Source organism: Martelella sp. (assembly GCF_984369615.1).
Genome location: NZ_CFHTCS010000099.1, coordinates 1 through 12,653 on the forward strand (window position 1 = coordinate 1; position 12,653 = coordinate 12,653).

Genomic DNA, 12,653 nt, shown 5'->3' on the forward strand with positions numbered 1-12,653 from the left:
GCCGAGCCGGCTGAGGCGCCAGCGGATACCGGGTCGTTCGCCGATCGTCCAGGCGATCACGATCTGGCGCGCGGCGGTTTTTCCCGCACTTGCCGCGAAGAACACGCCGTCCTCCAGCGCCGGCGCGCAGCCGGGCGCCGAAAACAGCCAGCTTTCATTGTCGGGCGCGGTCATGAAGATCGTGTCATCGTCTTCCTGCATCGTCCAGATCGCGGGATGAAGATGGAAGCGGGCGACGGCGACGGTCTCGTCGTTCTCCGCCGGCACGCCGCCGTCCTTCAGGCGAAAGCCGTCCGTGCCGATGATCTCGGCGCCGTCCGGCGAAAGCGTCAGCGTGCGTTCCAGCAACAGGCCGAAGCGCGCGAGATAGCCGTCATGGCGCATGGCCAGGCGGTCATGGCCGTTTTCGTCCATATCGCGCTCGTGCGTCACCTTCGTGATGCCGCCGGTGACAACGGGGCCGAGGAAGGAGGAGCGTGAGAAGCGCATGGCCGAGTGATCGTTGACGGTGACGGCGGAATGGGCGGCGGTCGTGCGCGCCATGCGGATCGTCGCCGCGTCGGCCTCAAGCGGCACGCCGGTATTGACGATGAACCGGTTCTGCCCGGCCGACATCTCGAACGATAGCGCTCCCGCATGGGCGGTTTTTGACAGATGGACGGAAAGCGGTCTGCCGGTGTCGGCGATCAGCGTCGTCCGGCCTGCCTGCAGCCGGTCGAAACCCGAATGCGGCAAGGCCCGGAACACCGAGCCGCCGGTCTCGTCATAGCGCAGAAGCGCGGAAAGCGCCGTGCCCGGAACCAGGCCCGTGCCGTTGAACAGCGCAAGGTCGCCGTCGCGGTGGCGGAAGAAATTGAGCGCCGCATAGGCGCGGTCAATGCTTGCAACCAGCCGTTTCGGCAGGGTCTGATCGAGATTGATATAGGTCTGGCGCAACGGCAGGAGGCGGAGCAGCAGGCTGACCAGCGCATCGGGGCTGCGGGAGATGTGCCCGCCATCGGGCAGGATCTGCCTTTCCAGCTCGGCATCGAGCCTTCGGGCGGCCTCGCGCTTGCGGTGGTCCGACAGGTCAAGGCTGATGGCTGCCATGGCAAGGGCGATCGCGGTCTGAAGGCGCACCGCGTCGTGCGGCAGCGCCGCGTAGCGGCCCCTGAGGATGCGCTCGTGACGCGCGATCTGGTCGACGAAGCGGCGATAGAAACCGGTGTCCGCGCCCTTGAGGATCACGGTCGAGTGGCAGAGCCAGGCGTTCAGCCGCCGCACCGCGATCTCGGTCTGCCAGCCTGTGCCCCTTGCCGCGCGGTGGCGGCGCATAAAGCTCAGGACGGCAGCGCGCGCGAAGATGTTGGCGTCCTCGCCGCGCTGCGCACGCAGGTGCCTCAGCCAGGAAAAGCCGGCAAGTTCCCGTTCGAAGGCATGGCTCGGCATCTCGAACGAAAATAGCGGGCGGCCGTTGGTCTCGAGCACCGCGCCGGCGAGCGCGAAACGACCCTCCAGCAGGTCTTCGCCCTCAAGCGGGTCGGCGATCCTGAGATCGGTCGGGGCGACGAGAAGCCTGGCCGGACGACGGCCGGACAGGAAACGCGGCAGCGGCGGTCGCGCCGAGAGCAGCAGGCGACAGGCGCGCGCAAACGATTCCCGACAGTAGAGGGAGGCCGAACGCCAGATTTCCGGAACCGGAAGGCTCAAAGGTGCACCCTGCCCGTTGTTTTGACCCGCGTTGATGCATTTCCGGCCAAACTTCCGGTCTAGCCGGATAGGCTGAATGCTTTGTTAACGCGTGAAGACATTGTTTTTATTAGAAGCCGGAATGCACGATTACGGCGTCTAGTTCAAGAACCTGGCATGAAATAGGTGTCAGCGCTTCCGGATTGCCGCGGCGTAGAAGCCGTCGAGGCCGGTGATGCCGCCGATGCTGTCGGCGGGCGTGGTGCGGATGGCGCCCTCGCGGTCAAGCAGATGGGCAAGCGGGCCGATGGTCGCCGGCGCGAAATTCGTCCGCTCGACATCGTGCCGCTCGGCGAGGAGCCGTGCGACATTCTCCTCGCCCTCCAGAGGGTCGAGCGAACAGTTGGAGAAGATCACGATGCCGCCGGGGCGAACCATGGAGAGCGCCCGCGCGAGCATGGCATATTGCACCTCCGCCAGCTTCCCGATGTCTGAAAAATCCTTGGTCCACAAGACGTCCGGATGCCGCCGCACCGTGCCCGTGGAGGAACAGGGTGCATCGACGAGAGCGGCGTCGAAAAGCGTCTCGGGCGTATATTCCATCATATCGGCGCAGACGGTTTCGGCCGTAAGCTGCAGCCGCGCGAGGTTCTGCTCAAGCCGTTTCAACCGGCTCTTCGAGCGCTCCAGCGCGGTGACCTCCGCGCCCTGGAGAACGAGTTGCGCCGTCTTGCCGCCGGGGGCTGCGCAAAGGTCGATCACGCGTTTGCCCGAAAGATCACCGAAAAGCCGGGCGGGAATGGCGGCGGCGGCATCCTGCACCCACCATTCGCCGGTATCGAAGCCCTCCATGGCGGTCACCGCGCCGGACGGCTTGTCGAGCCTGACGGTGCCGGTGGCGAGCACCGTGCCGCCAAGCTTCTCGGCCCAGCCTTCCGGGTCCGATTTTACCGAAAGATCGATGCTCGGAGGGGTAAGCTGCGCACGGCCGATGGCGAAGGCCTTTTCCGCGCCGTAGACGGCGACCAGCCGTTCGCGGAACCAGTCGGGGATCGGCGAGACGGCTTCGAGTTCAGCGAGCGTCTTGTCCTTGCGGCGCGAAAGCCGTCTCAGCACCGCGTTGACGAGGCCGGCGAAGCGCCTGTTGCGCGGGTCGGCATTGGCCTGTTCCACGGCGATATCGACGGCGGAATGGTCGGGGATATCGAGATAGAGGATCTGTGCCGCCGCAATCGTCAGAACGTGCGCCAGCGCGCGTGCGCCCGAAGGCAGCGGCCGTTCGAGCAGGCGGGTGATCGCGGCATCGAGCATCGGCTTGTGGCGCAGCGAGGTCAGCACCAGTGCGCGGCAGAGCGACTGGTCTGCAACAGAAAGGCTGCGATAGGCGCCGTTGCCGTGCTCATTGTCGAGCATGCCGTCCAGCGGCGTTTTCCGGTCGACAACGGCGGCGAGGATTTTCGAGGCTGCCGCGCGCGGGGCGTAGCCCGGCTTGTTTTCCGGCGCGGGGGAGGCGGCGTCTTTCGGACGGGCCGTGTTCCGGCCCGGCCGTTTCATGTCATCATTCAATTCCAGGGACCTTTGATGGGCGGGTCGCCGCCGGTGTTGCGGCCGGTTTCGGGAACCGAACGCGATCTGCGGGTCGCCTTAGCAGGCGCCGGGGCCGCCGTCGAGGTCCGGCCCATGCGGGCGGCCTGTTCGCGAAGCGCCGCTATGCGGTTTTCCGTGTTCGGGTGGGTGGAGAACAGATTGTCCATGTTCTGCCCCGAGAGCGGATTGATGATGAACATATGCGCCGTTGCCGGATTGCGCTCGGCCCGCTCATTGTGGATCACCTCGTTGCCGTGGGCGATCTTCTTCAGCGCCGAGGCGAGCCACAGCGGGTTGCCGCAGACCTCGCCGCCGCGCTTGTCGGCGGAATATTCGCGCGTCCGGCTGACGGCCATCTGCACCAGCGCCGCGGCCAGGGGCGCCACGATCATCGCCACCAGCACGCCGACAAAGCCGAAGGGGTTGTTGTTGTCGCGCGAACCGCCGAAGAAGAACGCAAAATTGCCGAGCATGGAGATCGCGCCGGCGAGCGTCGCCGTGATCGTCATGGTCAGCGTGTCGCGATGCTGCACATGGGCGAGCTCATGGGCCATCACGCCCGCCAGTTCCTCGCGCGAGAGCATTTTGAGGATGCCGGTCGAGGCGGCAACGGCGGCGTTTTGCGGGTTGCGGCCCGTGGCGAAGGCATTGGGCTGCGGGTTGTCATAGAGATAGACCTTGGGCATGGGCAGGCCGGCGCGGTGGGCGAGTTCGCGCACGAGATTGTAATATTCCGGCGCGGTTGAAGCGTCGACTTCCCGCGCGCCATACATGCGCAGCACCATCTTGTCCGAATTCCAGTAGGAAAACATGTTCATGCCGGCTGCGATCATCAGCGCGATCATCATGCCGCCGCGGCCGCCGATCATGAAGCCGATCGCCATGAACAGCGCCGTCATGAAGGCGATCAGCATGGCAGTGCGAACGAGGTTCATTTCTCTGTCTCCGGGAGCGAAGGGACCTTAAACTTTCCGCAAAGTCCGCTTATATGCAGGACAGGACAATAGATGGGGCGGAATTGACTGCATATCAATATTGCGCCGCATCCGTTTGCAGGCATGGCAGGAAGAATGTGACATGAGCCACGACGACAAGACCGGAAAGACCCAAGCCAAAGCAGAAACCCGCGGCGAGGCAGCGCCCTCTGCGGCGGAACTGGCGGCGCTTACGGCGGGTTCTGAGTTGCCGGCCGTCGATCCAGAGGAAGAGCGCCGCGCCAATCTGCCGGAGGCGGCGAAGCGGGCGCTGGCCGAGGCGGAGGAGCGTCGCCGCGCCGCCTCTGCCGAAGCGCGCCCTGCACGGGAACATGGCGGGCGCGGCGGCCTTGATCCGGCCCGCTACGGCGACTGGGAAATCAAGGGTCGCGCGATCGACTTCTGAGATAGGTGGTAATTCCTATTGAATTCCTCTTCTTAGAGGAATAAATTCCTTTTTATGAATCACTCTGTCTGCACATTCCTGACGGCGGTGTCTGTCGCCTGTCTGCTTGCGCCTGCCGCTGTCCGCGCCGAGGATATCTATGCCGGTCCGGTGCGCGCCGAGATCGTGCGCGTCATCGACGGGGACACGATCGTGGTCGAGGCACGACCATGGCCAGGGCAGATCGTGGAAACCTCGGTGCGGATCCGCGGCGTGGACACGCCGGAGCTCAGGTCGTCCTGCGAGGCCGAACGTCAGGCGGCATCAATCGCCAAGGATTATGTCATTTCGCTTCTTCGTGCAGGCGAGACCGTCCAGCTCAGGCGGATCGCCGGTGACAAGTATTTCGGTCGCGTGGTCGCCGATGTGGCTCTGCCGGATGATCGCGACCTTTCCAGCCTGCTTCTCGAGGGCGGTTTTGCCGTTTCCTACGATGGCGGACGCAAGCCGGACTTCCTCTGCCCCTCGTCCTGAGACCGAAGCTGGCGTAGAACCGGGTTTTCAGATGCCTCCCGGAGTTCCCATGACCCAATCCTTTGCCCCTGTCGTCACCGAGCAGAATCACGCCGTTTCGGTGTCAGGCTTTGCTGTCACGCTGCCGCTCGTGGCGATCAAGCCGGACCTTGCCATATCGCTGATGATGGTGATCGACCTTGGCGTCCGCTTCGGCGAGCATTGCGGCAAGAAGCTTGCGGCGCAACTGTCGCCGATGGAGCCCGATATCGTCGTCGGCGCGGCAACGCTCGGCATTCCGGTCGCCATCGAGGTGACCCGCGCGCTCGGGCTCGATCGCTATGTCATCCTGCAGAAATCGCCGAAGGTGCATCTGGGGTCCGCGCTTGAACAGAAGATCACCTCGATCACCTCCAAGGGCGAGCAGCGCCTGCTTCTTGATGATCGCGCCGTACCGCTGCTCAAGGGCAAGCGGGTTGTGGTTGTCGATGATGTGGTCGCCTCCGGCTCGAGCCTGAAGGGTTCGGTCGAGCTGGTGCGCAAGGCCGGCGGTAATGTCGTCGGGCTCGGCGTGATCCTGACGGAGGCGCGGGCATGGGAGGAGGCGCTCGGACGTGACGCGGCGCTGGTGCGCGGCCTTGCCCATATTCCGCAATTCAAACCGGGCGACAACGGCCGCTGGGTCGCACGGCCGGAGACGCTCTAACCTATGGAATCTACGCATCGTGCTTTCCGAAAATCGATTCCGATTTTCGGGCCGATGCGCTCGGAACGAAAAAGGCCGCACCGTTTAAGGCGCGGCCAGCGGTTTTCCCCACGTTGCGAACGAGACTATCCGCCATACATGAGGTTCGGGAGGAACAGGACGATCCCCGGCACGAACAGCAACAGGCAGATGAGCGCGAAGACGGCGGCGATGAAGGGCAGCGATTCCCTCACATATTCCTCCACCTTCGTGTCGAGCAGGCTGCAGACCGTGAACATCGCCACGCCGACCGGCGGCGTCATCGAGCCGAAGGTGACGATGGTCATCATCAGGATGCCGAAATGGACCGGATCGACGCCCGCCTTGACGACCACGGGCACGAGGATCGGCGTCAGCAGCAGAACGAGAATGGTGCTTTCGAAGAACAGGCCGGCAATGAACAGGCCGATCAGGATGACGGCGACGATCAGCACGGGATTGGCAAGGCTTTCCAGCATGAAGCCGGCGACCGATTGCGGCACCTGCAGGAAGATGATGGCGAAGCCGACCATGCCCGACATCAGGATGATCAGCATGATCAGGCCGATGTCCGAGATGGCGTGACCGAAGGCGCGCTTGATCGCCTCGAAGGTCATCACCCGGTGGGCGAAGACGCCGATCAGGATCGCGTAGACGACGGCGAAGGCGCCGACTTCGGACGGTGTGAAGAGACCGCCGCGGATCGAGCCGATCAGCAGCACCGGGAACAGCAGCGCCCATTTGGCGCCCCATGCCGCAGCGCCCAGTTCGCGCGCGGTCGGCTTGCGCATTTCCTTCATGACATAACCGCGCTTGCGGGCAACAAGCCAGGCGGCGACCATCAGGAAGGTCATCATCAGGATGCCGGGAATGATGCCGGCCATGAACAGGCGGCCGATCGAGACCTGGCCGACATAGCCGTAGAGAATAAGGCCGATTGACGGCGGAATGGTCGAGGTGATCAGCGAGGAGATCGCGATGACGGCGGAGGAGTAGCCCTTGGAATAGCCGTTCGAGATCATCTGCGGTCCGAGAACGCGCGCCTCCATTGCCGCATCGGCAACGGCCGAGCCGGAAACGCCGCCCATCAGCGTCGACAGGATGATCGAGACCTGGGCAAGCCCGCCCGCCATCCAGCCGACGGCAACCTTGGAGAAGGTGAACAGGCGGTCGGTGATGCCGCTTTCGTTCATCAGGTGGCCGGCAAGCACGAAGAAGGGCACCGCCAGAAGCGGAAAGCTCTGGGAAACGGTGGCGATCTTTTGCACGCCGATCGAGACCGGCATGATGTCGGAGGTGAGGAAGAAGGTGAAGCCCGAAATGCCGATGGCGAAGGCAATGGGCGCGCCGAGAAGCATCAGCGCAAAGAAAACGATGCCGATAAGGGCCATGTTGGTTACTCCGCCGCGCCGGTTTCGATGACAGCTTCGTCCTCGGCCGCGGTGCGGGTGAAGACGAGCAGACGGTCGCCCTTCGCGCTGCGCCATGCCTGAACCAGGTTGCCGAGGATCGAGATCGTCAGCATGACGCAGCCGGCGGGAACGGCGATCGTGACCCAGGCATAGGAAAGGCCCGAATCGCCGAACTGGCGTTCCTTGTTGAGCATGGTCAGGTCATAGCCCTCCACGGCGAGCAGCAGCAGAAAGGCGATGAAGAGGGCGGAAAGCCCGGTCTCGAGAGCAAGACGATAGCGATAGGGGAAGGGGCGGACCAGATAGTCAACGCCGAGATGGCCGCGCTCGCGCATGGCGCGCGTTGCACCGATGAAGCAGAGCCAGATGAAAAGGAGCTGCGCCAGGTCGACCGACCAGATCAGCGGATAGCCGAAGAAGCGCATGGTCGCGGCGATGAACACCAGAACCGTGATCACGGCAAGCAGGATCGCGCCGGCAACGAATTCGATTTTTGCGAGGAAACCGGGCATGGTGGCCCCTCCAGTCAGGGTTGGGAGCATTCCGGCTTTCATCCGCCCTGAATGCTCGCGCGCGGTTGTTTTCTGTTGCGCGGCCGCGCCCTCTTTTCCCGGGGCGCGCCGGCATCGTTCCCGCCGTCCTTGCGGGGAACGAACCGCGGCCTGCCGCGGTTCGTCATGGCGCAGGAGGTTTGGGCCGTTTTACTCGGCGGCGATCGCCTGAAGCTGGTCGCGCAGGTCGCCGTAACCGAGATCGTCATAGACGACGGCGGTCGCTTCCTTGAACGGCGCGACGTCGATTTCCTCGACCGCGACGCCATTGTCGATCAGCTGCTGCTGCAGGCTCGCAAGCGCATCCTGCGTGCCGTAGGAGGCGATGTCGCCGGCCTTCAGCGCTTCTTCATGCAGGACCGTCTGCAGGTTTTCCGGAAGCGAATCGACCCAGGCGGCCGAAGTGATCAGGCCGGTGATCAGGTTGATGTGCCCGGTCAGCGTGATGTTGGTGATCACCTCGTCGAGCTTGGCGCCGACGACGGCGGGAAGCTGGGCTTCGGCGCCGTCAATGACGTTGGAGGAGATCGCCGAATAGACCTCGCCCCAGGGCATCGGGGTCGGCGTTGCGCCCATGGCCTCGATCGTGCCGGTCCAGACCGGCGCGCCGGGCGTGCGCATGCGTACGCCGGACAGGTCATCCGGCCCGCTGATCGCCTTCTTGGTCAGAAGGTGCCGTTCGCCCTGCCACCAGTTGAAGCTCAGCACGTCGAGGCCGGCATCGTCATGCAGCTTCTGGGCCCACCCGTCGAACATGTCGGAGGTGACGACCTTGCGGATGCCGTCATAGCCGTTGGCGAGATACGGCGCGCCAAGGACGCCGAACTCGTTGACGAAGACGGCGAGGCGACCGCCATCGACGACGACGGCGACGGGCGCGCCGGCGCGGGCCTGTTCAAGCACGTCCTCATCGGGGCCGAGCTGCGAATTCGGGAACAGGCGGACTTCGAGCGCGCCGTCGGAGGCTTCGGCGACATTGTCGCGGAAGGCTTCAAGGCCCTTGTAGAGCGGATCGTTGGTGGCGAGCGCCGTGTTGACGTTCAGCGTGTAATCGGCGGCAAGGGCCGAGCCGGCGAGAAGGCTTGCGGCGAGACCCGCAAGCGCGATGCTGCCCAGTTTGGAAAAATGCGTCATGTCGTCCTCCCAATCAGACGTTCAAGGGTTTGGGGCCTAACGCCCCGGTGGGTCGAAAAACTCAGGCTTTTCTTCGAAGATTTCCGGGAGATCGCTGAGGATCTCCCTGAGGTGGCCGCGAACGGCGCGTTCGGCGGCTTCGGGATCGCCGGCGCCGATGGCGTCGACAATGGCTGTGTGCTGGGCGGTCAGCTTGACCATGGGAAAGCGCAGAAGGCTCAGGTAGCGAACCCGGTCCATCTGCACCTTCAGCCCCTCTATGAGCGCCCAGGCCCTTGCCTTGCCGGCGCCGTCGGCAAGGGTCTTGTGAAACAGTTCATCGAGCGCGATGAAGCGGTCAGCGTCGCTGGTCGCCGCCTCTCTCTGCTCCTGAAGCTGCAGCTTCAGCTCCTCGACCAGCCCGACATCGGGTTTTTCGGCGAGAAGCCTGACGATGTCCGCCTCGATCGCCTCGCGCACGAAGCGGGCGTCCATGACCGCCGCCTGCGAAATGCGGCGCACGAAGGTGCCGCGCTGCGGGCGGATTTCCAGCAGGCCCTCCTCGGAGAGCTTGATGAAGGCTTCGCGCACCGGCTGGCGACTGACGGCAAAGCGCGCCGCCAGTTCCGATTCGGAAAGGCGCGAGCCCGGCGGCAGTTCATTGTGGATGATCAGCTCACGCAGGATGCCGTGCAGTTGCGACCCGACCGGAGCGCCCGGCGCGATGGTGGTGGCGATTGTTTCTGGCAGCATGGCTGTACCTCCCGACGGTTTTTATGGTGCACCATACTTCCATACTAGTCAACACCTTGTTTTGGTGCTAGTGCTTTCCCTTGGATGGACGCGCCTCGCTTGGTCAGGCTCGTCCCAATTGACGAATTCGCACAGGGAGAGAACAATGAGGCAGACGTGGCGCTGGTTCGGGCCTTTGGATCGCGTGTCGATCGACGATATGCTTCAGGCGGGTGTTGAGGGCGTCGTGACCGCGCTTCATCATGTGGCGACGGGCGCGGTCTGGACGCCGGAAGAGATCGCCGGACGTCAGCGTGAGCTGTCCGTCATGACCGACGGAAGCCCCTCCGGTCTCAAATGGGAGGTGGTCGAAAGCCTGCCGGTTTCTGAAGATATCAAGAAGCAGAAAGGCGAGTGGCGCACCCATCTCGACAACTACAAGGTCAGCCTCCGGAACCTCGCCGCCGCCGGGATCGAGACGATCTGCTACAATTTCATGCCGGTGCTCGACTGGACCCGCACCGATCTTGCCTTTCGCCTGCCGACGGGGGCGACATGCATGCGGTTCGACTATGCCGATTTCGCCGCCTTCGACATTCACATCCTCAAGCGCGAAGGCGCGGCGGAAGACTTCCCCGAGGATATCCGAGAGGAGGCCGCGCGCCGATTTGCCGGTATGGATGAAGAGCGCCGGCAGGCTCTTGCGAAGAACGTCGTCTTCGGCCTGCCGGGGGCAGCCGAAAGCTTCACGCTGGACGACGTGCGCCATCACCTCGGCGAATATGCGTTGATCTCATCGGACGGGCTGCGCGGCAATTTCATCGCGTTCCTCGAAGAGGTCGCGCCCGTTGCCCAGGAGTTCGGGCTCAGGCTTTGCTGCCATCCGGACGATCCGCCCTTCGGTCTTCTGGGCCTGCCGCGCGTGATGTCGACGGAAGCCGACTACAAGGTGATGATGGAGGCGGTCGACACGCCGGCAAACGGCATCACGCTCTGCTCCGGCTCGCTCGGCGCGCGGCCGGACAACGACCTTCCGGGCATGATGGAGCGGCTTGGCGACAGGGTGCACTTCCTGCATCTGCGCAATGTCCGCCGCGAGACCGGCGACATCAAGGGATCGTTCTACGAATCGGAACATCTGGGCGGCGACACCGACATGGTGGCGCTCGTTGCCGCCGCACTTGCGGAGGAGAAGCGGCGCCGCGAGGCGGGGCGGACCGACTGGAACATTCCGTTCCGTCCCGATCACGGCCTCGACATTCTCGACGACCTGAACCGAAAGGCCCAGCCGGGCTATCCGGCGATCGGCCGCCTGAAAGGGCTCGCCGAATTGCGCGGCATCGCCGCCGCCCTCAGCCGCTGATCTCATCCTCCGGCAGTGCGAAAGTCAGCGCGAGCAGGTTTTCGCGCAGCCGGGGCAGGTCGTCGGCCACCACCGCCTCGAGCCGGTCATGGGTCTCGCGCCAGACCGGCACGGCGCGCTCGAGCAGATCCAGTCCCGCGTCCGTCAGCTTCAGCCGCCTGATGCGCTTGTCCTCGGGGTCCTGGAAACTCTTCAGCAGGCCGCGCCGCTCCAGCGGCTTGACGCTCGCCGTCAATGTGGTGCGGTCCATGGCGAGCACCATCGCCACTTCGGCGATCCGCGGCGGCTCGGGCCGGTTCAGCGCCATCAGCAGCGAATATTGACCGTTCGTCAGGCCGAGCGGGCGCAGCACCTCGTCGAAATGCCGGCCGACCGCCCGTGCCGCCCGCTGCAGGTAGAGGCACAGGCAGCGGTCACGAACCTCGAGCGTTACGGACAGGGGTAGACTCTCGCGCATCGATGTGCCTTTATGTTGATATCAACGTAAAATCCGTTGGCGACTGAGTCAAGACACGGGAGAAATGCGCATGACCTATGTGGACGGTTTCCTGGCCCCGGTGCCGGTGAACAACAGAGAGGCCTATTACGCCTTGTGCCAGAAGGCGGCGGCGAAGTTCAAGGCGCATGGCGCCCTTTCCTATGTCGAGTGCTGGGAGGAGGATGTCCCGGACGGCAAGGTGACCTCGTTCAACATGGCGCTGAAGAAGGAGGAGGGCGAGGCGGTTGTGTTCAGCTGGGTCGTCTGGCCTTCCAAGGATATCCGCAATGCCGCCTGGGCCGCGCTGATGAACGACCCGGACATGAACGAGATGCCCTTTGACGGCTCACGGATGATCTATGGCGGCTTCGACCTGTTTTTTGCCGGGAACGGGGCGGCGGCAGCCACCGGTGAGACTGCCTGACAGACTGTCGTTGAAATTGGCGCTTGTCATTTGCAGATCGCGTGCCTAGATTTGTCGGCGTCGGCCGGAGGTCCGGTCGGCGACGTTCTCAGGGCGGGGTGAAATTCCCCACCGGCGGTAATTGCCTTTGTGCATCAGCCCGCGAGCGCCTTGATCGAAGGGATTTCCCGGAAGATCAAGGGTCAGCAGATCCGGTGTGACTCCGGAGCCGACGGTTAGAGTCCGGATGGAAGAGAACAGCGCGTGACGACGTGTGCACTGTATCCCGCATCGCGGGCGCAGTCGGCGTTTCACTATCCGCTTTTTTGCCCTGCATGGCGTCTTGTTCGAATGATGAGGCGATGGCATGGGCATTCACCCCGCCACAGACAGTTTGAATGCGGCAGTTCTCGCGGCGGCCCTGTCGCGCGCGCTTGACGGGGCGCAACGCTTTGCCGGGGCGACGGCGCCCAACCCGCCGGTCGGCTGCGTGCTGCTCGATGCGGGCGGCATGGTGATTGCGGAGGGCTTTCACAGAAAGGCCGGCCTGCCGCATGCGGAAGCGGAAGCGATCGCTGCCGCGCGCGCGGCGGGCGTTGCCGACCGCATCCACACCGTCGTCGTCACGCTCGAGCCGTGCAATCATCACGGCCGCACGCCGCCCTGTGCCGATGCCATTCTGGCAACGTCTGCCCGGCGCGTCGTCATCGGCTGGCCGGACCCGAACCCCGCGGTCGTCGGCGGCGGTGG

Annotated in this window: 13 protein-coding genes, 1 pseudogene and 1 riboswitch; of the genes and pseudogenes, 6 read left to right on the forward strand and 8 right to left on the reverse strand. The window is 64.3% G+C overall.

Annotated features, from left to right (window positions below; genetic code table 11):
• The 3 genes from AC5DC2_RS10200 to htpX all read right to left on the reverse strand — a co-directional run.
• On the reverse strand, window positions 1–1,689 hold a 1,689-nt coding region (locus AC5DC2_RS10200; protein ID WP_491698397.1), incomplete at its 3' end, for a heparinase II/III family protein.
• A 168-nt stretch (window positions 1,690–1,857) separates the two neighbouring features.
• The gene (locus AC5DC2_RS10205; protein WP_491698398.1) at window positions 1,858–3,222 is read right to left on the reverse strand and encodes an RsmB/NOP family class I SAM-dependent RNA methyltransferase; all 1,365 of its coding nucleotides are present in this window, start codon (window positions 3,220–3,222) and stop codon (window positions 1,858–1,860) included.
• Window positions 3,223–3,230: 8 nt separating this feature from the next.
• Window positions 3,231–4,190: a zinc metalloprotease HtpX gene (gene htpX, locus AC5DC2_RS10210; protein WP_491698399.1), complete on the reverse strand. Its 960-nt coding sequence runs from the start codon at window positions 4,188–4,190 to the stop codon at window positions 3,231–3,233.
• A gap of 247 nt (window positions 4,191–4,437) precedes the next feature.
• Between htpX and AC5DC2_RS10215 the strand changes: the two genes are divergently transcribed.
• From AC5DC2_RS10215 to AC5DC2_RS10225, 3 genes are read left to right on the forward strand one after another with little or no spacing between them, the layout of a single operon-like run.
• A complete protein-coding gene (locus AC5DC2_RS10215; protein ID WP_491698406.1) occupies window positions 4,438–4,635 on the forward strand; it encodes a DUF1674 domain-containing protein in 198 nt (65 codons plus the stop codon).
• Between the two features lie 54 nt (window positions 4,636–4,689).
• Window positions 4,690–5,148: a thermonuclease family protein gene (locus AC5DC2_RS10220; RefSeq protein WP_491698400.1), complete on the forward strand. Its 459-nt coding sequence runs from the start codon at window positions 4,690–4,692 to the stop codon at window positions 5,146–5,148.
• A 49-nt stretch (window positions 5,149–5,197) separates the two neighbouring features.
• Entirely contained in the window at window positions 5,198–5,833 is a 636-nt protein-coding gene (locus tag AC5DC2_RS10225) for a phosphoribosyltransferase family protein (protein ID WP_491698401.1), read from the forward strand.
• A 125-nt stretch (window positions 5,834–5,958) separates the two neighbouring features.
• On the opposite strand, the gene AC5DC2_RS10230 is transcribed toward AC5DC2_RS10225, so the two are convergent.
• The 4 genes from AC5DC2_RS10230 to AC5DC2_RS10245 all read right to left on the reverse strand — a co-directional run bounded on the left by AC5DC2_RS10230 (window position 5,959) and on the right by AC5DC2_RS10245 (window position 9,680).
• Window positions 5,959–7,242: a TRAP transporter large permease gene (locus tag AC5DC2_RS10230; protein ID WP_491698402.1), complete on the reverse strand. Its 1,284-nt coding sequence runs from the start codon at window positions 7,240–7,242 to the stop codon at window positions 5,959–5,961.
• Between the two features lie 5 nt (window positions 7,243–7,247).
• Window positions 7,248–7,775 carry a TRAP transporter small permease gene (locus tag AC5DC2_RS10235; RefSeq protein WP_024708502.1) on the reverse strand — a complete coding sequence of 176 codons (528 nt, stop codon included), beginning with the start codon at window positions 7,773–7,775 and terminating at the stop codon, window positions 7,248–7,250.
• A gap of 189 nt (window positions 7,776–7,964) precedes the next feature.
• Window positions 7,965–8,948, reverse strand: coding sequence for a C4-dicarboxylate TRAP transporter substrate-binding protein (locus tag AC5DC2_RS10240; protein ID WP_491698403.1), 984 nt, complete (start codon window positions 8,946–8,948; stop codon window positions 7,965–7,967).
• A 36-nt stretch (window positions 8,949–8,984) separates the two neighbouring features.
• Complete coding sequence (locus AC5DC2_RS10245; protein ID WP_024708504.1) at window positions 8,985–9,680, reverse strand: GntR family transcriptional regulator; 696 nt, start codon at window positions 9,678–9,680, stop codon at window positions 8,985–8,987.
• 145 nt (window positions 9,681–9,825) lie between these two features.
• Between AC5DC2_RS10245 and uxuA the strand changes: the two genes are divergently transcribed.
• Window positions 9,826–11,022: a mannonate dehydratase gene (gene uxuA, locus AC5DC2_RS10250; protein WP_491698404.1), complete on the forward strand. Its 1,197-nt coding sequence runs from the start codon at window positions 9,826–9,828 to the stop codon at window positions 11,020–11,022.
• On the opposite strand, the gene AC5DC2_RS10255 is transcribed toward uxuA, so the two are convergent.
• Window positions 11,012–11,479, reverse strand: a complete 468-nt coding sequence (locus tag AC5DC2_RS10255) for a MarR family winged helix-turn-helix transcriptional regulator (RefSeq protein ID WP_491698405.1) — start codon at window positions 11,477–11,479, stop codon at window positions 11,012–11,014. The genes uxuA and AC5DC2_RS10255 overlap by 11 nt on opposite strands.
• 70 nt (window positions 11,480–11,549) lie before the next feature.
• Between AC5DC2_RS10255 and AC5DC2_RS10260 the strand changes: the two genes are divergently transcribed.
• A complete protein-coding gene (locus tag AC5DC2_RS10260; RefSeq protein ID WP_024708507.1) occupies window positions 11,550–11,924 on the forward strand; it encodes a DUF1428 domain-containing protein in 375 nt (124 codons plus the stop codon).
• Window positions 11,925–12,004: 80 nt separating this feature from the next.
• A riboswitch (FMN riboswitch) is annotated at window positions 12,005–12,166 on the forward strand.
• A 104-nt stretch (window positions 12,167–12,270) separates the two neighbouring features.
• Window positions 12,271–12,653 (forward strand): annotated as a pseudogene (locus tag AC5DC2_RS10265) (bifunctional diaminohydroxyphosphoribosylaminopyrimidine deaminase/5-amino-6-(5-phosphoribosylamino)uracil reductase RibD); the annotation flags it as partial.

Bases quoted from the DNA above. Each gene is read 5' to 3' on its own strand.
- AC5DC2_RS10205 (WP_491698398.1), bottom strand. From the start codon at position 3,222: ATGAAACGGCCGGGCCGGAACACGGCCCGTCCGAAAGACGCCGCCTCC.
- htpX (WP_491698399.1), bottom strand. From the start codon at position 4,190: ATGAACCTCGTTCGCACTGCCATGCTGATCGCCTTCATGACGGCGCTG.
- AC5DC2_RS10220 (WP_491698400.1), top strand. From the start codon at position 4,690: ATGAATCACTCTGTCTGCACATTCCTGACGGCGGTGTCTGTCGCCTGT.
- AC5DC2_RS10225 (WP_491698401.1), top strand. From the start codon at position 5,198: ATGACCCAATCCTTTGCCCCTGTCGTCACCGAGCAGAATCACGCCGTT.
- AC5DC2_RS10230 (WP_491698402.1), bottom strand. From the start codon at position 7,242: ATGGCCCTTATCGGCATCGTTTTCTTTGCGCTGATGCTTCTCGGCGCG.
- AC5DC2_RS10235 (WP_024708502.1), bottom strand. From the start codon at position 7,775: ATGCCCGGTTTCCTCGCAAAAATCGAATTCGTTGCCGGCGCGATCCTG.
- AC5DC2_RS10240 (WP_491698403.1), bottom strand. From the start codon at position 8,948: ATGACGCATTTTTCCAAACTGGGCAGCATCGCGCTTGCGGGTCTCGCC.
- AC5DC2_RS10245 (WP_024708504.1), bottom strand. From the start codon at position 9,680: ATGCTGCCAGAAACAATCGCCACCACCATCGCGCCGGGCGCTCCGGTC.
- uxuA (WP_491698404.1), top strand. From the start codon at position 9,826: ATGAGGCAGACGTGGCGCTGGTTCGGGCCTTTGGATCGCGTGTCGATC.
- AC5DC2_RS10255 (WP_491698405.1), bottom strand. From the start codon at position 11,479: ATGCGCGAGAGTCTACCCCTGTCCGTAACGCTCGAGGTTCGTGACCGC.
- AC5DC2_RS10260 (WP_024708507.1), top strand. From the start codon at position 11,550: ATGACCTATGTGGACGGTTTCCTGGCCCCGGTGCCGGTGAACAACAGA.